13 protein-coding genes are annotated in these 18519 nt (G+C 58.3%); 5 read left to right on the forward strand and 8 right to left on the reverse strand.

Annotated elements, in window-relative coordinates; translation table 11 throughout:
- Position 1: 1 nt before the first annotated feature.
- Both waaF and glnE read right to left on the reverse strand, forming a co-directional pair.
- Positions 2–1036, reverse strand: a complete 1035-nt coding sequence (gene waaF, locus ACYZTL_RS13205; protein ID WP_461952155.1) for a lipopolysaccharide heptosyltransferase II — start codon at positions 1034–1036, stop codon at positions 2–4.
- Between the two features lie 288 nt (positions 1037–1324).
- A complete protein-coding gene (gene glnE / locus ACYZTL_RS13210) occupies positions 1325–4264 on the reverse strand; it encodes a bifunctional [glutamate--ammonia ligase]-adenylyl-L-tyrosine phosphorylase/[glutamate--ammonia-ligase] adenylyltransferase (protein WP_461952156.1) in 2940 nt (979 codons plus the stop codon).
- Between the two features lie 383 nt (positions 4265–4647).
- Here glnE and aceE point away from each other — a divergent pair, with 383 nt between their 5' ends.
- The 5 genes from aceE to msrA all read left to right on the forward strand — a co-directional run bounded on the left by aceE (position 4648) and on the right by msrA (position 14724).
- Positions 4648–7293: a pyruvate dehydrogenase (acetyl-transferring), homodimeric type gene (gene aceE, locus ACYZTL_RS13215; protein ID WP_461952157.1), complete on the forward strand. Its 2646-nt coding sequence runs from the start codon at positions 4648–4650 to the stop codon at positions 7291–7293.
- Positions 7294–7304: 11 nt separating this feature from the next.
- Positions 7305–9245, forward strand: coding sequence for a dihydrolipoyllysine-residue acetyltransferase (gene aceF, locus ACYZTL_RS13220; RefSeq protein ID WP_461952158.1), 1941 nt, complete (start codon positions 7305–7307; stop codon positions 9243–9245).
- A gap of 272 nt (positions 9246–9517) precedes the next feature.
- On the forward strand, positions 9518–10912 hold the full coding sequence (locus ACYZTL_RS13225; protein WP_461952159.1) for an alkaline phosphatase D family protein: 1395 nt from the start codon (positions 9518–9520) through the stop codon (positions 10910–10912).
- A 265-nt stretch (positions 10913–11177) separates the two neighbouring features.
- Positions 11178–13871 (forward strand): putative bifunctional diguanylate cyclase/phosphodiesterase, encoded by a 2694-nt coding sequence (locus ACYZTL_RS13230; protein WP_461952160.1) that lies wholly within the window; start codon positions 11178–11180, stop codon positions 13869–13871.
- A gap of 205 nt (positions 13872–14076) precedes the next feature.
- Complete coding sequence (gene msrA, locus ACYZTL_RS13235; RefSeq protein WP_461952161.1) at positions 14077–14724, forward strand: peptide-methionine (S)-S-oxide reductase MsrA; 648 nt, start codon at positions 14077–14079, stop codon at positions 14722–14724.
- A gap of 98 nt (positions 14725–14822) precedes the next feature.
- Here the strand turns inward: msrA and ACYZTL_RS13240 are convergent, their stop codons facing one another.
- The 6 genes from ACYZTL_RS13240 to ACYZTL_RS13265 all read right to left on the reverse strand — a co-directional run bounded on the left by ACYZTL_RS13240 (position 14823) and on the right by ACYZTL_RS13265 (position 18516).
- Positions 14823–15668: a 23S rRNA (adenine(2030)-N(6))-methyltransferase RlmJ gene (locus ACYZTL_RS13240; RefSeq protein WP_461952162.1), complete on the reverse strand. Its 846-nt coding sequence runs from the start codon at positions 15666–15668 to the stop codon at positions 14823–14825.
- A 227-nt stretch (positions 15669–15895) separates the two neighbouring features.
- Positions 15896–16219 carry a hypothetical protein gene (locus ACYZTL_RS13245; protein ID WP_461952163.1) on the reverse strand — a complete coding sequence of 108 codons (324 nt, stop codon included), beginning with the start codon at positions 16217–16219 and terminating at the stop codon, positions 15896–15898.
- A 364-nt stretch (positions 16220–16583) separates the two neighbouring features.
- Positions 16584–17231, reverse strand: a complete 648-nt coding sequence (locus tag ACYZTL_RS13250; protein WP_461952164.1) for a hypothetical protein — start codon at positions 17229–17231, stop codon at positions 16584–16586.
- Positions 17228–17644: a hypothetical protein gene (locus tag ACYZTL_RS13255; protein WP_461952165.1), complete on the reverse strand. Its 417-nt coding sequence runs from the start codon at positions 17642–17644 to the stop codon at positions 17228–17230. Before ACYZTL_RS13255 ends, ACYZTL_RS13250 begins: the two co-directional genes overlap by 4 nt.
- The gene (locus tag ACYZTL_RS13260) at positions 17644–18021 is read right to left on the reverse strand and encodes a hypothetical protein (protein WP_461952166.1); all 378 of its coding nucleotides are present in this window, start codon (positions 18019–18021) and stop codon (positions 17644–17646) included. Before ACYZTL_RS13260 ends, ACYZTL_RS13255 begins: the two co-directional genes overlap by 1 nt.
- A gap of 84 nt (positions 18022–18105) precedes the next feature.
- Positions 18106–18516: a hypothetical protein gene (locus tag ACYZTL_RS13265; protein ID WP_461952167.1), complete on the reverse strand. Its 411-nt coding sequence runs from the start codon at positions 18514–18516 to the stop codon at positions 18106–18108.
- Positions 18517–18519: the final 3 nt, after the last annotated feature.

Consider the following 18519-nt stretch of genomic DNA (forward strand, 5'->3'; position numbering starts at 1 on the left):
ACTATTTGACCTCGACCACAGTGCCCTGCAACCGCTGCAAGGCTTCGTTCACCGCTTGCGGCATCAGCTGGCGCAGGCAGTTGTAATGACCGAAACGGCACGTGCGATCGAAGCACGGGCTGCATTCGATGCCCAGGCGCACGATCTCGACGTGCTCGGCCAGCGGCGGCGTGAAGCCCGGCGACGTCGAGCCGTACACCGCCACCAACGGGCGGTTCAGCGCCGCGGCGACGTGCATCAGGCCGGAATCGTTGGACACCACCGAGTCCGCGCAGGACATCAGGTCGATGGCCTCGGCCAGGGACGTGCCGCCGCTGAGGTTCACCGACTCTTCACGCAGGCCGGGAATCAACCGCGCGCGGATGTCTTCGCCCACCGCGTGATCGTTTTTCGAACCGAACAACCAGACTTGCCAGCCTTCGCGAATCTTCACTTCGGCGACCTTGGCGTAATGCTCGGACGGCCAGCGTTTGGACTCGCCAAACTCGGCGCCAGGGCACAGCGCCAATACCGGACGATCAAGGGCCAGACCGAATTTGGCCAGCGCCGCTTCGCGGGTCACTGGATCGATCTGCAAGGTCGGGCGCGGATACGGTTTCGGCAGTTCAAGGCCGGGCTCGTAAGCCAGGGCCATGAAGCGCTCGATCATCAGCGGATAACGTTCTTTGTCCAGCGTGCGCACGTCATTGAGCAGACCGTAGCGGAATTCGCCACGCCAGCCAGTGCGTTTCGGGATGCCGGCGAAAAACGGCACCAATGCCGACTTCAGGGAATTGGGCAACAGGATCGCCTGGTCGTACTGGCCGGCCAGGGATTTGCCGATGCGCCGACGCGTCGCCAGCTCCAGGGCGCCGTGGCCGAGCGGAAAGCTCAAGGCCTGGCGAACTTCGGGCATGCGCTCAAGAATCGGCCGGCTCCACTCCGGAGCCAGGACGTCGATTTCGCATTGCGGGTGGCGTTGCTTGAGACACTGAAACAGTGTCTGCGCCATCACCATGTCACCGACCCAACTGGGCCCAACGATCAGAATTTTCATGTGGTTTCCAAAAACGAACCGGGGAGGCATACGCCTCCCCGCCTCGAGAATCCAGCACCTGCAGCCTTGGCTGGCAGGTCATTTGGACGAGCGGGTTGGGGCTCGTCGGATCAATTTAATGCACAACTGTGTCAATCAGCATAAACCCTTGCTCCCGCTGGGCTGCGAAGCAGACCCAAAACCTGCCGCTACGTGCTTAATCTGACAGACCGCACAATCTGATTTGGGAGCGCTTCGCACTCCAGCGGGAGCAAGCTCCCTCGCCACAAAAGCCCGCCACATTCCAAATCAGCTTAGCCCCAGCTCGTGCCAGATCCGCAATACCTGCCGTCGCTCGTCCACAAACTGGTCACCTGGTATCACCCCGGCGTCCTTCTGCAAGGCCTGCCGGTGCGCGGCGGAGCGATAGGCTTTATAGGCCTCGCGCAACAGGCTGGCGTCTTCGGCGGGCATCAGCCCTTCGTGTTCCAGCTCTTCCAGAATGCGGATATTGTCCGTCCAGCGCAGCAATGGCGGGTGTGTTTCGGACCACGCCAAGGCCGCGTATTGCACCATAAATTCGATATCGACGATACCACCGGCGTCCTGCTTGAGATCGAACGGCGCCGTGGCCTCGAAGGCATTCGCCCCGGTGCCGGCCGCGGTGCTCTTGCTGCCGAGGTTGTCGCGCATCTTGGCGCGCATTTCGCTGACCTCCTGGCGCAAGGTCGGTAAATCCCGGGCCTTGCCCAAAATCGCCGCTCGAACCTTCTCGAACGCCTGGCCGACGTCCTGACTGCCCACCAGCACCCGCGCCCGCACCAGCGCCTGATGTTCCCAGGTCCAGGCTTCGTTTTCCTGATAACGCGCAAACGCCCCGAGCGAACTCACCAAAAGACCGGAAGCACCGGACGGTCGCAGGCGCATGTCCACTTCATACAGCTGACCGGAGTTGGTCTGGGCCGTGAGCAAGTGAATGATCCGCTGCCCGAGCCGGGTGAAAAATTGCGCGCCGTCGATGGGTTTCGGGCCGTCGGTTTCGGCCTGCGGATCGCCGTCGTGAATGAACACCAGGTCCAGGTCCGAACCATGCCCCAGTTCCAGCCCGCCGACTTTCCCGTAACCGACAATGATGAAGCCCGGATCGCACAGCGTACCGTCACTGCGCAGCGGCGTGCCGTATTTGGCCACGGTCTGGCGCCAGGCCAGGGCCAGCACTTGCTCGAGAATCGCTTCGGCGAGCCAGGTCAGGTAATCGCTGACTTTCATCAGCGGCAGGCTGCCGGCGATTTCCGACGCGGCGACGCGCAAGCGGTGCGCCAGTTTGAAATGGCGCAGGGCTTCCATTTGTTGTTCGAGGTCGTCCTCGGGAATTCGCGTCAGGCGCTCGCGCAACTCGGCGGCCAGTTCCGGCGCCAACGGCGGCTTGAACAGCCGGCCTTCGTTGAGCAATTCGTCGAGCAATAGCGGGAAGCGAGTGATTTGTTCGGCGATCCACGGACTCGCGGCGCACAAGGTCAGCAAACGTCGCAGCGCGCCGGGGTTTTCGGTCAGCAGCACCAGATACGCGGAACGCCGGGCCACCGCTTCAACCAGCGGCAGCACGCGCTCCAGCACCAGATCCGGATTGGCGTGTTCGACCGCCTGTGCCAGCAACCGTGGAATAAAGGCATCGAGACGCTCGCGCCCCAAACGCTGCATCGCGCGCAATTGCGGACTGCTGCGCAGGCTGGACAAGGCTTTCAGCGCTTTGGTGGCGTCGACAAACCCGCCCTCCTCCAACTGACGACAAGCGGCCTCTTCGTCCTGCGCTTCCTCCCACAATGGCAGCCATTCACCGCCGACCACCACTTCGCTCTCGGTGCCTTCCTCTTCGTCGGGATCGGCGATCACCTGGCCAAAGTGCCACGCCACACGACCGCGCCAATACATAAGTCGCTCAAGAAAGGCGTCCCAATCGGCAAAACCCAATATAAAGGCAATGCGCGCCTGATCCTGTGCGCCTTCCGGCAACATCTGGGTCTGGCGGTCGGCAATCGCCTGAATGGCGTGTTCCGTGTAACGCAGGAATTCGTAGCCTTCGCGCAATTCGCTGATCACCGCCGGCGGCAGGTAACCCTGACCTTCGAGGGTGCTCAGTACTTTTAATAGAGGTCGTTGCTGAAGGCTCAGGTCGCGGCCGCCGTGGATCAGCTGAAACGCCTGGGCGATAAACTCGACTTCGCGGATGCCGCCGGAACCAAGCTTGATGTTGTCGGCCATGCCCTTGCGCCGGACTTCCTGCTGGATCAGCTGCTTCATGGTGCGCAGCGCTTCGATGGCGGAGAAGTCCAGATAACGCCGGTAGACGAACGGGCGCAGCATCTCTTGCAGTTGCGCGCCAGCTACCTGATCGCCGGCCACCACCCGCGACTTGATCATCGCGTAGCGTTCCCAGTCGCGGCCCTGATCCTGGTAATACTGCTCCAGCGCATTGAAGCTCAGCACCAGCGCACCGGCCGAACCGTAGGGCCGCAGGCGCATGTCGACGCGGAACACGAAACCGTCGACGGTCATCGGGTCCAGCGCCTTGATCAGGCGCTGGCCGAGACGGATGAAGAACTCCTGATTATCCAGCGAACGTTTCACGCCGACGGTTTCGCCGCCCTCGGGGTAGGCGAAGATCAGGTCAATGTCCGACGACAGGTTGAGCTCCACCGCGCCGAGCTTGCCCATACCGAGAATGACCATCTGCTGCGGCTCGCCGCTGCGCCGACCGGTCGGCACGCCGAACTGCTGGCAATGGCGCGAGTACAACCATTGATAGGCCTGATCGATGCTGGCATCGGCCATGTCCGAGAGGTCGCGGCAGGTCTGGACCAGATCGGCCTGACGGGTCAGGTCTCGCCAGATGATGCGCACTTGCTGGCGGGTGCGCTGGCGACGCAGGGCGCGACCGAGTTCGTCTTCGGTTTCAGCCGCATTGACCGCCGCCGCTATCTGCGCGCACAACTCGCCGGGTGCAAAGCCGCGATCCAGTTCGCCGGACTGCACCAGCGCCAGCAACATCAAAGGGTCACGTACGCTCTGCTCAATCACGAAGTCGCTGGCGGCGGTGACGCGGGCGAATTGCGCCCAGCGTTCAGGCGTCCAGCCGGACAGGCCATGATCATCATCGAGCGCCTCGACGGCCGCACGGAACGACTGCTCGGCACGGGTGACAAACGGCAGGAGAATGCGGGGCAGCTCGGCAAGCGAAGGGAGGCTCATGGTCTATCCTTGATCGGCGTGTAGAGGGCTGCATGTAGTGATTCGGCAAAAGGCACTACGTGATCGACTGTCAAACAAAGGTTAGAAATAGCTGAAATTTGTTTATTTTTAGCAGCGACCATCCAGTCTTCACCTTTTTTGGTTGGTAAAAGAACAACCTTAACGATTATTCTCACAACGCAGCCGGAGGCCACAAGCCGCTCATCTGTAGTTTTACTACTCGTCTATACATTCGAAAGGCTGAAATGCCCGATGATTTGTAGTAAAACTACACGCCGCCGGAACAACCTCTCGGCAATCCAAGAATTTATATCGTCTGCCCACAAGGCCAGTCGCAAACTCAGGCAACCGATTCTGGAAGCCTTTCCGCCCTGGAGCAAGCCATGCAAGACCTCGATCCCGTCGAAACCCAGGAATGGCTGGACGCCCTGGAATCGGTTCTCGAAAAAGAAGGCGAAGACCGTGCTCACTATCTGATGACCCGTATGGGCGAACTCGCAACCCGCAGCGGTTCGCAATTGCCTTACGCCATCACCACGCCATACCGCAACACCATTCCCGTTACCCACGAAGCACGCATGCCTGGCGACCTGTTCATGGAACGCCGCATTCGCTCGCTGGTACGCTGGAACGCGATGGCCATGGTGATGCGTACGAACCTGAAAGATTCTGACCTGGGCGGTCACATCTCCAGCTTCGCCTCCAGCGCAACCCTGTACGACATCGGCTTCAACTATTTCTTCCAGGCCCCGACCGACGAACACGGCGGCGACCTGATCTACTTCCAGGGTCACACCTCGCCAGGCGTTTACGCCCGTGCGTTCATGGAAGGCCGCATCACCGAAGACCAGATGAACAACTTCCGCCAGGAAGTGGACGGTCAGGGCCTGTCGTCCTACCCGCACCCTTGGCTGATGCCTGATTTCTGGCAGTTCCCGACCGTATCCATGGGTCTGGGCCCGATCCAGGCGATCTACCAGGCACGCTTCATGAAGTACCTGGAAGCCCGTGGTTTCATCCCGGAAGGCAAGCAGAAAGTCTGGTGCTTCCTGGGCGACGGCGAGTGCGACGAGCCGGAATCCCTGGGCGCGATCTCGCTGGCTGGCCGCGAGAAGCTCGATAACCTGATCTTCGTCATCAACTGCAACCTGCAGCGCCTCGACGGCCCGGTTCGCGGCAACGGCAAGATCATCCAGGAACTCGAAGGCGTGTTCCGCGGTGCTCAGTGGAACGTGACCAAAGTCATCTGGGGCCGTTTCTGGGACCCACTGCTGGCCAAAGACGTCGACGGCATCCTGCAACGTCGCATGGACGAAGTCATCGACGGCGAGTACCAGAACTACAAAGCCAAAGATGGCGCGTTCGTGCGCGAACACTTCTTCAACACGCCAGAACTCAAGGCGATGGTTGCAGACTTGTCCGACGACGAGATCTGGAAACTCAACCGTGGCGGCCACGACCCGTACAAGGTCTACGCGGCGTACCACGAAGCGGTCAACCATAAAGAACAACCGACCGTCATCCTGGCCAAGACCATCAAGGGTTATGGCACCGGTGCCGGCGAAGCGAAAAACACTGCGCACAACACCAAGAAAGTCGACGTCGACAGCCTGAAGTTGTTCCGTGACCGCTTCGACATCCCGGTCAAGGATGATGAGCTGGAAAACCTGCCGTTCTTCAAACCTGAGCCGAACAGCGCCGAAGCCCGCTACCTGAGCGAACGCCGCACTGCACTGGGCGGTTTCGTACCACAGCGCCGCGCGCACAGCTTCAGCGTACCGACTCCATCGCTGGATACGCTCAAGGCTATCCTCGACGGTTCGGGCGACCGTGAAATCTCCACCACCATGGCGTTCGTGCGGATCCTCGCGCAGTTGGTCAAGGACAAGGAAATCGGCCCGCGCATCGTTCCGATCATCCCGGACGAAGCCCGTACCTTCGGTATGGAAGGCATGTTCCGTCAGTTGGGCATCTACTCCTCCGTCGGCCAGCTCTACGAGCCAGTCGATAAAGACCAGGTGATGTTCTACAAGGAAGACAAGAAGGGCCAGATCCTCGAAGAAGGCATCAACGAAGCGGGCGCCATGAGCTCCTTCATCGCTGCCGGTACTTCGTATTCCAGCCACAACCAGCCAATGCTGCCGTTCTACATCTTCTATTCGATGTTCGGCTTCCAGCGTATCGGTGACCTGGCCTGGGCTGCCGGCGACAGCCGTACCCGTGGCTTCCTGATCGGCGGCACCGCCGGCCGGACCACGCTGAACGGCGAAGGCCTGCAACACGAAGACGGTCACAGCCACATCCTGGCTGCCACCATCCCGAACTGCCGCACCTATGATCCAACCTACGGCTACGAGCTGGCGGTGATCATTCAGGACGGCATGAAGAAGATGACCGAAGAGCAGCAGGACGTTTTCTACTACATCACCGTGATGAACGAGTCCTACCAGCAGCCAGCCATGCCGGCCGGTGTCGAGGAAGGCATCATCAAGGGCATGTACCTGCTCGAAGAAGACACCCGCGAAGCGGCGCACCACGTTCAGCTGATGGGCTCCGGCACCATCCTGCGTGAAGTCCGTGAAGCGGCGAAGATCCTGCGTGAGCAGTTCAACGTTGGCGCCGACGTCTGGAGCGTAACCAGCTTCAACGAACTGCGTCGCGATGGCCTGGCCGTCGAGCGCACCAACCGTCTGCACCCGGGCCAGAAGCCTAAACTGAGCTACGTCGAAGAGTGCCTGAACGGCCGTCAAGGTCCGGTCATCGCGTCTACCGACTACATGAAGCTGTTCGCTGAGCAAATTCGTCAGTGGGTCCCGTCCAAGGAATTCAAAGTCCTGGGCACCGACGGTTTCGGCCGCAGTGACAGCCGCAAGAAGCTGCGTCACTTCTTCGAAGTCGATCGTCATTTCGTGGTGTTGGCAGCCCTGGAAGCACTGGCTGACCGTGGTGACATCGAACCTAAAGTGGTGGCTGAAGCCATCGCCAAGTTCGGTATCAACCCGGAAAAACGCAACCCACTGGACTGCTGAGGAGAGATTCTGTGAGCGAACTCATTCGCGTACCTGACATCGGCAGCGGTGAAGGTGAAGTAATTGAACTGTTTGTGAAGGTCGGCGACCGTATCGAAGCCGACCAGAGCATCCTGACGCTGGAATCGGACAAGGCGAGCATGGAAGTGCCCGCGCCGAAGGCCGGCATCGTCAAGAGCCTGAAAGTGAAGCTGGGCGATCGCCTGAAAGAAGGCGACGAACTGCTGGAGCTGGAAGTCGAAGGTGCCACTGCTGCGACCCCTGCGGCTGCCGCTGCGCCGGCTGCCCAAGCTGCGGAGAAACCGGCTGCTGCCCCAGCGCCGGCCGCTCCTGCTGCCGCTTCGGTTCAGCAAGTGCACGTGCCGGACATCGGTTCTGCGGGCAAGGCCCAGATCATCGAAATCCAGGTCAAGGTCGGCGACACCGTCCAGGCTGATCAATCGCTGATCACCCTGGAATCCGACAAGGCGAGCATGGAAATTCCATCGCCTGCCGCTGGCGTGGTCAAGAGCATCAGCGTCAAGCTCAACGACGAAGTCGGTACGGGCGACCTGATCCTGGATCTGGAAGTGGCGGGTGCTGCGGCTCCTGCTGCCGCGCCAGTTCAGGCGGCTGCACCTGCGGCCGCTGCTCCGGCGCCTGCCGCTGCCGCCCCGGCTGCACCGGTTGCCGACAGCGTTCAGGACATTCACGTGCCGGACATCGGTTCGGCGGGCAAGGCCAAGATCATCGAAGTGCTGGTCAAGGCAGGCGACACCGTCACTGCCGACCAGTCGCTGATCACCCTGGAATCCGACAAGGCGAGCATGGAAATTCCATCGCCTGCCGCTGGCGTGGTGGAAAGCGTTTCCGTCAAGCTGGATGACGAAGTCGGTACTGGCGACCTGATCCTGAAGCTGAAAGTCAAAGGCGCTGCGCCTGCTGCTGCCCCGGCTCCGGCCGCTGCTGCACCGAGCGCTCCTGCCCCAGCCGCCGCTGCGCCTGTTGCTTCGGCTCCGGCTGCACCGGCTGCTGCGCCAGCCAAGCCTGGCGCCAAGGTTCACGCCGGCCCGGCAGTACGCCAACTGGCCCGCGAATTCGGCGTCGAGCTGAGCGCGGTCAGCCCAAGCGGCCCGCACGGTCGTGTGCTGAAAGAAGACGTGCAGGTTTACGTCAAAGCCATGATGCAGAAAGCCAAGGAAGCACCGGCCGCTGCAGCGGGTGCAACCGGTGGCGCGGGCATCCCGCCGATTCCGGTCGTGGACTTCAGCCGCTTCGGCGAAACCGAAGAAGTGCCGATGACTCGCCTGATGCAGATCGGCGCGTCGAGCCTGCACCGCAGCTGGCTGAACATTCCGCACGTGACTCAGTTCGATTCGGCGGATATCACCGAGCTGGAAGCGTTCCGTATCGCTCAGAAAGCCGTTGCAGAGAAGGCCGGCGTCAAGCTGACCATCCTGCCGCTGCTGCTCAAATCCTGCGCGCACCTGCTCAAGGAACTGCCGGACTTCAACAGTTCGCTGGCACCAAGCGGCAAGGCGATCATCCGCAAGAAGTACGTGAACATCGGCTTCGCGGTGGACACCCCTGAAGGCCTGCTGGTACCGGTCATCAAGAACGTCGATCAAAAGAGCCTGTTGCAACTGGCAGCCGAAGCCGCTGTGCTGGCCGCCAAGGCTCGCGACAAGAAGCTCACCGCTGACGACATGCAAGGCGCCTGCTTCACCATTTCCAGCCTCGGCCACATTGGCGGCACCGGCTTCACGCCGATCGTCAACGCGCCGGAAGTGGCGATCCTCGGTGTTTCCAAGGCAACCATCCAGCCTGTCTGGGACGGCAAAGCCTTCCAGCCGAAACTGATGCTGCCACTGTCGCTGTCCTACGATCACCGTGTGATCAACGGCGCTGCCGCTGCACGCTTCACCAAGCGTCTGAGCGACTTGCTGGCGGACATCCGCACCATCCTGCTGTAACACCGACCCGGCCCTCCTTCACCGGAGGGCCTGTCGCGTTCCATGTTTTCCGAGCGCCACGCTCGTACCTCAACCCCGCCAATTTGGCGGGGCTTTTTTTGCCTTGAAGAAAGTCTCTTTCCTACGTTCGCGGCTGAGTTCGCCCACAACTCGAGTCCACTTCGGCACGATATTTTTTGCCTGCCACCCACTAGGCTCAGCTACACAAATGACTGACGCAAAGTTCAGTCATCTTACTTGCTTAGTTAGTACCACTTCGAATGGATTCGAATATGTTTAAACCTACAGTCGGCCCGATCATTGGCCACACTACAACTCATCATGCACGCATCTTTTTGCGTGGCGAATTACAAAAAGACACTTTGGTATTTGGTGGAATTCGTTATCGACGCAGCGGTGACGCGCACTGGTCCAAAGGCGTTTTCGCCCAACTGACAATCGAGCGCGACATGTGCGACGTCATTGCCCTCAACGACCTCGCCGCCGATACCGTGTATGAATACCAGGCAGGCTGGTTCAGCCCCATGAGCCCGGTGCACACCGTGGAGACGATTCAGGAACTGCCGCTGCAATGGCCTCGGGATGTCTACCGTTTCAGCACCCAGGCCAGTAATCCCGAGGCGCCCCGGGCGTACATCGTCGGATCATGCCGTTACCTGCGGATGACGGCTGGCGCGCCGGCGCTCCCGCATCGGGGCGACCGGATCTTCGCCTCGATCACGAACCTGGCGCAGCGCGCCGAAACGCCCATCAGCGCCCTGTTGATGACTGGCGACCAAGTCTATATCGATGACTTGAACATCATCGCGCCTGATCGGGAATACAAGGAAATACTCAGTAAGTACCGCACCGCTTTTTCCCAGCCTCATATTGCAAAGTTGATGTCCGGCACGCCGACTTACATGATCCTCGACGACCATGAAATCGAAGACAACTGGCCCGCCAATAAAAACAAAAACGACGACCATTTATATAACAATGCCATCGCCGCTTATGAGTTATATCAAGCCAGCCACAGCCCGGCCCATGAGTTGTTTGAAGATGGAAACATCAATCAACACCTGGCGCGCTACTGGTATCAATTCACCCACGGTGATATCGAGTGGTTTGTCACCGACAGCCGTACCCGGCGCAATCTGTCGGCCGGCGACCGGCGCATCCTCGACGAAGAGCAGGAAACAGCCTTGTGCAACTGGCTGATCCACAGCCCGGCCCGGGTCAAATTCGTGGTCACCAGTGTGATGTTCTACCCCGACCGCAAACGCCTGGGCGATGACGCCTGGAAAGCCTTTCCGGAACAACGCCTACGGTTGCTGGAGACTATTCGCACACATCGCATCAAGAACGTCTTCTTCGTGTCCGGCGATGTGCACGGCTCCCTCACCAGCCGACTGACCCACAGCGAAGACCCGGACTTCGAGGTTCACACCATCGTCTCTTCGCCGCTGTGCAACAGCAAACTGCTGCCCTACGCCAAGGCCTCCACCTTCATCCTCGATCAGCCACTGGAGCGGACTGCCGCGGGAGATTATCGGCATGAACTGACTAGCGAGGTGATCAGCCAGGACAACTTTGCCCATCTGGTTGTCGACGGAGAGCGGATTCGCGTCAATTATCACGATCGGGATGGCGAGCCGTTGCATTCGACAAACATCAAATTGCGTTAATCCCGAAAAGATCGCAGCCTGCGGCAGCTCCTACATAAGATCGCATTCCCCTGTAGGAGCTGCCGCAGGCTGCGATCTTTTTGGGTAAAAACATTACTTTCGGCCCCACGCTGAAGAAAACTTCGCCTCGGCCGACACATTCTTATAGCACTTGGCCTTCATGTCTCTTGTCAGTCGGTGTCGCAATGATGCAACCTTGCCGCAGGCAACAGTAAAGAGGGCGAGAGCCCGGCGAATTCAGCATATTCGAAGCGAGTTTCTCTCAATGAAAAGCCAACCCGATGCCGCCAGCCGTATGGTGGCCGAGGTAGTGACGCAGTTGCCTGTGCCCTCGCGGCTCGGCATGCTGCGTTTCGAACGGCTGAATGAACCAAGCTGGGCACTGCTGTTTCTCGATCCCAATTGCGAGCGACAGTTCGGCCTGCCGGCGGTGGAGCTCTGTGCCCTGGTCGGCTCGCCCTACGCCAGCTTGATGGAGCCCGAAGCGCGCTATCAGCTGCACGATGCTGTCCAGCAGCAACTCACCGATAGCCCGCATTACCTGATTCGCTACACCCTGCACACCGCCGCAGGCACCTTGACCCTGCTGGAAATGGGCGAAGCCTACAAACAACACAATCGGCATCTTCTGCGCGGTTACCTGCTGGTGGTCGACGGTCTGTTCGAGGGCGAACCGCTGCTCCCGGCGCTGGACCTGGAAACCCAGAACTCGCGCCTGCAGATTGCCCTTGAACTCAATCAGCGCGCCCAACAGGAGCAACTCCTGCACCTGGGTCGCGTGCGCGCCCAGCAAGACCTGATCCTGCTGCTGACCCGTCAGCGCTACAGCACGGGCAATTCCCTGCAAGAAGCCGCCGAACTGATCACCCGCAGTGCCTGTGATATCTACGAAATCGACTGCGTCAGCCTGTGGAACCTCGAAGGTTCGATGTTGGTGCCGGTCTCGGCCTATCACCGCGCTTCCGGCGATTACCAGCTGCCGGAGGCGATCGACGTCAGTGGCTTCCCTGACTACATGGATGCGCTGCACGGCAGTCGTGCAATTGATGCCCACAATGCGATTCGTGATCCACGCACCCGGGAAATGGCAGAAAGCCTGCGCGCGCGCGACGTCAACGCAATGCTCGACGCCAGCATTCGCGTCGATGGCCAGGTGGTCGGCGTGCTCTGCCTGGAACAAACGGGTGCGACCCGCGCCTGGCAGTCCGACGAAATCGCCTTCGCCGGCGAGCTGGCCGACCAGTTCGCCCAGGTCATCAACAACCACAAGCGCCGCACCGCCACCAGCGCCCTGCACCTGTTCCAGCGCGCGGTCGAGCAAAGTGCCAACGCCTTTTTGCTGGTCAACTGCGACGGCGTGGTGGAATACGTCAACCCGAGCTTCACCGCGATCACCCAGTACAGCACCGAAGAAGTCCACGGCCAGCGGCTGGCGGAACTGCCGGCCCTGGAAAACCTCAGCGAACTGCTGTTCGACGCGCCCTCGTCGCTGGCCAAGAGCAACAGCTGGCAGGGCGAATTCAAGAGCCGGCGCAAAAACCTCGAACCCTACTGGGGCCAGTTGTCGATCTCCAAGGTCTATGGCGACAACCGCGAGCTGACGCATTACATCGGCATCTACGAAGACATCACCCAGACCAAACTCGCCCAGCAGCGCATCGAGCGCCTGGCCTACACCGACAACCTGACCAACCTAGGCAACCGCCCCTCATTCATCCGCAACCTCGATGAACGCTTCGCCCGAGACAGCGATACCCCGATCAGCCTGCTGCTGGTGGACATCGACAACTTCAAGCGGATCAACGACAGCCTCGGCCACCAGACCGGCGACAAACTGCTGATCAGCCTGGCCCGCCGCCTGCGCAACAGCCTGATCCCGAGCGGCAGCCTGGCGCGTTTCGCCAGTAACGAATTCGCCGTGCTGCTGGACAACACCGACCTCGCGATGGGCCAGCAAGTCGCCAATCAACTGCTGGCAACCCTCGACAAACCGATGTTCGTCGACAATCAACTGATCAGCGTCACCGGTTCCGTCGGCCTGGCCTGCGCGCCACTGCACGGCCGCGACCCACAAACCCTGATGCGTAACGCCGGGCTCGCGCTGCACAAGGCCAAGGCCAACGGTAAACACCAGGTTCAGGTGTTCACCGAAGCGCTGAACGCTGAAGCCAGCTACAAACTGTTCGTCGAGAACAACCTGCGACGCGCCCTGACCCAAAACGAGCTGGACGTCTTCTATCAGCCCAAGCTTTGCCTGCGCAGCGGTCGCCTGCTGGGCATGGAAGCGTTGCTGCGCTGGAACCATCCGGAAAAAGGCATGATCCGCCCGGACCAGTTCATCAGCGTCGCCGAAGAAACCGGGCTGATCATTCCGATCGGCAAATGGATCGCGCGCCAGGCGTGCCGCATGAGCAAAGACCTGACGGCTGCGGGCCTGGGCAACCTGCAAGTGGCGATCAACCTGTCACCCAAGCAGTTCTCCGACCCGGACCTGGTGTCGTCGATCGCCAACATCCTCAAGGAAGAAGCGCTGCCGGCGAACCTGCTGGAGCTGGAACTGACCGAAGGCCTGCTGCTGGAAGCCACCGAAGACACCCACTTGCAGCTCGACCAGCTCAAGCGTCTGGGCCTGACCCTGGCCATGGACGACTTCGGTACCGGTTACTCGTCGCTTAGTTACTTGAAAAAATTCCCGATCGACATCATTAAGATTGATCGAAGCTTCATTCACGAAATCCCGGACAACCAGGACGACATGGAAATCACCTCCGCGGTGATCGCCATGGCCCACAACCTGAAAATCAAGGTCGTGGCTGAAGGCATCGAGACGGCCGAGCAATTGGCTTTCCTGCGCCGCCACCGCTGCGACGTCGGCCAGGGCTACCTGTTCGACCGACCGATCCCAGGCTCCGAGCTGATCGAAAAGCTCAAGCGCTACCCGCGTGGCCCGATCGTCTGACATCACACCACACTCGATTCTGTGGGAGCGGGCTTGCTCCGGGCGGCGCTCCGACGAAAGCGGTGTGTCAGATGACACTTTTGGTGCCTGACCCACCGCTTTCGCGAGCAAGCCCGCTCCCACACTGGGTAGTGCGTAACTCGGCGGCATTGGGCAAACTGGCGGTCTGACTACCTACATTTCAACCTGACTGAGAGGACTGATCATGGTTCTGCGCTCGGAAATTCTGGTGAACAAAAACGTGCTCCCTACGAAAGAACAAGCTCTGCCTGGCCGCGAATCCCCGATGACCGTGCCGGAAAAACACTTCGTCCACGACGCCCCGCTGCTGGGCCCGTTCGCCATGGACGTGGATTTCGCGATCTTCGGCCTCGGCTGCTTTTGGGGTGCGGAGCGCAAGTTCTGGCAGCGTGAAGGCGTGGTCAGTACGGCGGTGGGTTATGCCGGCGGCTTCACGCCGAACCCGACGTATGAAGAAGTCTGCTCTGGCCTGACTGGCCACAGCGAAGTGGTACTGGTGGTCTACGAGCCAGCGAAAGTCAGCTATGAAGAGCTGCTGAAAATGTTTTGGGAACTGCACAACCCGACCCAAGGCATGCGTCAGGGCAACGACATCGGCACTCAGTATCGCTCGGTGGTCTACGCCACCAACCCAGCCCAACTGGAAGCGGCCAAGAACAGCGAGAAAGTGTTCCAGGCGGAACTGACCAAGGCGGGCAAAGGTACGATTACCACCGAAATCGAAGAAGCGCCGACGTTCTACTTCGCCGAGGCGTATCACCAGCAGTACCTGGCCAAGAACCCAGAAGGGTATTGCGGGATTGGCGGTACCGGCGTGACCTGCCCGATCTAACCCCTCAAAGCAAAAGATCGCAGCCTTCGGCAGCTCCTACAGGGTTTTGTGTACACCCGTAGGAGCTGCCGAAGGCTGCGATCTTTTGATCTTGCTTGTCAGCCCGCCTGTTCGGCAATCAACCAATCCATCTGCCACCCACCCTGGGTCTGCCCCAACTTCTTGGACAACCACGGCAACAACTCACGCAATTCCTCTTCCAGCCCCCACGGCGGATTCGCAATCGCCAACCCCGACCCGTTCAGACTGTTCGGCGTGTCCAGCGGATGCACCAGCAACTCCACCCGCAACAACTTCGGCGCGCCCGACCCCGCGAGATCCTGATAGAAACGCCGCAACATGCGCTGGTCCTTCACCGGGTACCAGATCGCCGCCACCGTTTGGCGCATCCGGCCAACCGCCTCTTTCAACGCCGCCGCACAGCGCTGCATTTCATCCAGCTGCTCAAACGGCGGATCAATCAACATCACCGCCCGCTTCTCCTGCACCGGCAACATCGCACGCGGTACATGCCAGCCTTCACCCAAGTGCACCTTCACCCGACGGTCGCCCGCCATGTTGTCCTTGAGCAACACACCGTCTTCCGGGTGCTTCTCGTTGAGCATCACCCGATCCTGCGGCCGCGTCAGCCGCCGCGCCAGCTCCGGCGAACCCGGGTAATAGCGCAACTGGCCATCCGGGTTCATGTCGTGCAGTACCTTCATGTAATCGGCAGTCAACGCCGGCAGATCCGGTTGATCCCACAACCGCGCGATGCCTTCCAGGTACTCCCCGGTGCGGCTCGCCTGATCACCCTGCAGGTCATACAGACCAATGCCGGCGTGAGTGTCGAGATAGGCAAACGGCTGCTCCTTGCGCGACATCAGGGCGATGAGGCGGGTCAAAGTCAGGTGTTTGAACACATCGGCGTGATTGCCGGCATGGAAGGCGTGACGATAATTCATGATTGCTCCTGCGAAGGCCGGGAAGTTTACCTTGTACGGCGGCGAACGTCAGGGCCTCACAGCCGAGCGGCCAGTGACACCACACAAACCCCGTGGCGAGGGAGCTTGCTCCCGCTCGACTGCGAAGCAGTCGCCCCGCGATGCCCCTGACAAAACCGGATCGCAGGTATTGGGGCCGCTTCGCAACCCAACGGGAGCAAGCTCCCTCGCCACAACAGCGTCCGGCGCTACTCCGAACGCCGCGCTTTCAACCGCCGCCCCAGCACATCCAGCACATCACACCCATCCCGCAACGGAATGGCGCAGAGCAATGCAAAGTCACTAAGGATGAAAGACTGACATTCGATCGAGCCACGCATCGACAGGTTTTCCATTACTTGGGTGACGGCGCGGATTCGATAGCTGGCCGCGTCGTATAAAACGTCGAGTGGTGCGAGGGTATCGACGAACAAGGTGGGCATGTCGTCGCAGTTGCTGGTCAGTGCCATGAAACGGCTTTTGGGTGGATGAGTTGGTTTTTCGTAGGGTGGATCGGGGTGAAGATTTGTCATTTTTAAACCTCTGGTAAGAAGGGAAGCTACCATCGGCCTTCCTACAGGCTTGGGTGGCAGCTATACGCGGGGTAGGAATATCGAGACCAGAGAACTCGACCACACCGAAGCGTGCCCGCGCACAGCCGCCGCAACTGATCTTACGGACGCACGCTGACGGCCGCAAATACAGTGACGACGCCAAAGCGTCCTCTCTAGTCTTGAAGGGTTCCTACACCCTGCCACTGAATTTTCAGCGACCACCAGAGACTATCCATGGAACACGTTTCGCACCAGTTCATGGAAACCGATAGAAATTGAAGGAAACTTCCGACGACTTTGCCCAGAAATTTCGCGATTGTAGAGAGAATTCTAAACAGCCAAATCAGTCTGTGGTGCTTGCAATCAACGCGCTAACAGTTCGACGCTTGGGATTCCAAATCGTGAGACACCACACACCCCACCATTCCAAGCCTGCATCAAAATAATCGCTCCAAGGCACTACACCGGAAATTTCGTCGCCACAGGAATGCAAATCCGAATTGAGCGCATCTACCCAGTTCACTACTACGATATCCTCAGGATCGTTCAACCCAAGGAGTTCACACCACTCGTAAAAAACGGATTGAGCCTCCGACTCCCCTCTTCTAAAGTGGGCACGATACGGTGGATTTAGAAAGGAAGCGTAAAGCGCTAGCCGTTCAAAAATATTGGTTCGATCAGTCTGGATAAGACTTCGCACTTCATCCCGACTTAATGGGATAGCGACGGCGCTTTCTAGATTCCAACTAATAAGTGGTTTTGGAGTGTTCTGATACTCTGGATCCTTGATCAGATTTTCGTGCCACTCTAACCTCTCACTTAGTAGCATCTCATAAAGTACATTTAACGCCTGCCGATGAATGCCTTCATTAACATCAACAGTAGATTCAGGTGCGAGCACCAAAAACTTAAAAACACATCCAGCATCATTCATGCGCTCACGCAATGATGCAGTTTTTTCTTTTTCAACCAACTTCAATACCGAACTCACCACTCTGAGAAGTCCTCCTGACTCGCTTTATACAGATCATCAACCCACGCCTCGGATAACTTAACGTAAACATCTTCAAAAAACGCCCTCGGATCTTTCATTTCATTCCATCCAAGAGGAAGCAAAGAATGAGACATCGGATCATGTTCCAAAATTTCAGAAAAAACACTCGAATCACCATCAAGAGCCTCTCTCAACACAAAAAACAAAATAAATTTGTGCCGATAACTCAACCCAGCGAAGCGCTTGATAACAAACCGAGATATTAAAAACTCTCTATCTGAAGGACAGCCAGGATCGTACGCCGACAATTCAACACCAAGGCTCCCCTCGCGATCATATATATCGAACCCACCGAGAAAGTGCTCTAAGCGTGGGTTATATGGAACATTAAGAAAAGGATGCATCAACATTAAATTTTCTCTATCGGGTAAAGCGCTATAGGCTGCAACGTCTCAAAGTCGAATTTCATCTCAAACGCATTCATCTTAGGAATGTAACGCGGGTTGGCGGGATCTAAAGGATTAGGTTCATATCCACGACCTATATTTTCAGCCTCCATTCGCACTACCAAATTCCCTTTAATATCCTCTCCTGTAAAACGCGACATTTTTCTGGCCTCCCTTGTCATCGCTTCATTATATGCATTCAACTGCGCTCTATAGCTTAAAAATTGAGAGCTTTTAACGGCTCTCCACTTCTTGCTTTCACCATGAACTTCGCGACTAATGGCTTGTTGCTCAACAGCAGAACCCGAATTTTCCGCTCCATCCTTATCAGGAGTTCTCACTATAACTATCCTTTTTCTCAGTTACTAAAAATGCTAATTTTCATAAACTCGTCACTCGACATAATCGCTATGCTTTTTCAAGTCTCACCAAGTTGATTGATCTTCAAGACTGGCTTTTTGAAGATCTTCTTTCCACTCAACAGTTGCCAACCGAAAAATATCTTCAAAAAAAACTCTGGTGTTTTCCATTTCATCCCAACCACAAGGAAAAGACGAATATTCTTCAGGGTCATATGCCAGCAGCGACTGAAAATCATATTTTTCGTCCTGAAGAGCTTCCTCCAAACTCTTAAAAATCAAAAATTTGTGCCGGTATGACTTTCTTGTAGGCAAGCAGTATTTAAGTATTATCTCTTCTCTATCAGCCGGGTCATTAGGATCAAGTTTTTCAAGAGCTTCCCCTAACGTTTCTTCACGATCATAAATATCAACTCCCCCCAAAAAAAATGCGGGTGTCGGGAGGTATGGTTGCCCATCATCAGGATCAATAAACATTTC

Source organism: Pseudomonas sp. LB3P81 (genome assembly GCF_054897965.1).

What these genes read in the sequence shown, in the direction of transcription:
- waaF (WP_461952155.1), bottom strand. Translation starts at nt 1,036, where the DNA reads ATGAAAATTCTGATCGTTGGGCCCAGTTGGGTCGGTGACATGGTGATG.
- glnE (WP_461952156.1), bottom strand. Translation starts at nt 4,264, where the DNA reads ATGAGCCTCCCTTCGCTTGCCGAGCTGCCCCGCATTCTCCTGCCGTTT.
- aceE (WP_461952157.1), top strand. Translation starts at nt 4,648, where the DNA reads ATGCAAGACCTCGATCCCGTCGAAACCCAGGAATGGCTGGACGCCCTG.
- ACYZTL_RS13225 (WP_461952159.1), top strand. Translation starts at nt 9,518, where the DNA reads ATGTTTAAACCTACAGTCGGCCCGATCATTGGCCACACTACAACTCAT.
- ACYZTL_RS13230 (WP_461952160.1), top strand. Translation starts at nt 11,178, where the DNA reads ATGAAAAGCCAACCCGATGCCGCCAGCCGTATGGTGGCCGAGGTAGTG.
- msrA (WP_461952161.1), top strand. Translation starts at nt 14,077, where the DNA reads ATGGTTCTGCGCTCGGAAATTCTGGTGAACAAAAACGTGCTCCCTACG.
- ACYZTL_RS13240 (WP_461952162.1), bottom strand. Translation starts at nt 15,668, where the DNA reads ATGAATTATCGTCACGCCTTCCATGCCGGCAATCACGCCGATGTGTTC.
- ACYZTL_RS13245 (WP_461952163.1), bottom strand. Translation starts at nt 16,219, where the DNA reads ATGACAAATCTTCACCCCGATCCACCCTACGAAAAACCAACTCATCCA.
- ACYZTL_RS13255 (WP_461952165.1), bottom strand. Translation starts at nt 17,644, where the DNA reads ATGTTGATGCATCCTTTTCTTAATGTTCCATATAACCCACGCTTAGAG.
- ACYZTL_RS13265 (WP_461952167.1), bottom strand. Translation starts at nt 18,516, where the DNA reads ATGTTTATTGATCCTGATGATGGGCAACCATACCTCCCGACACCCGCA.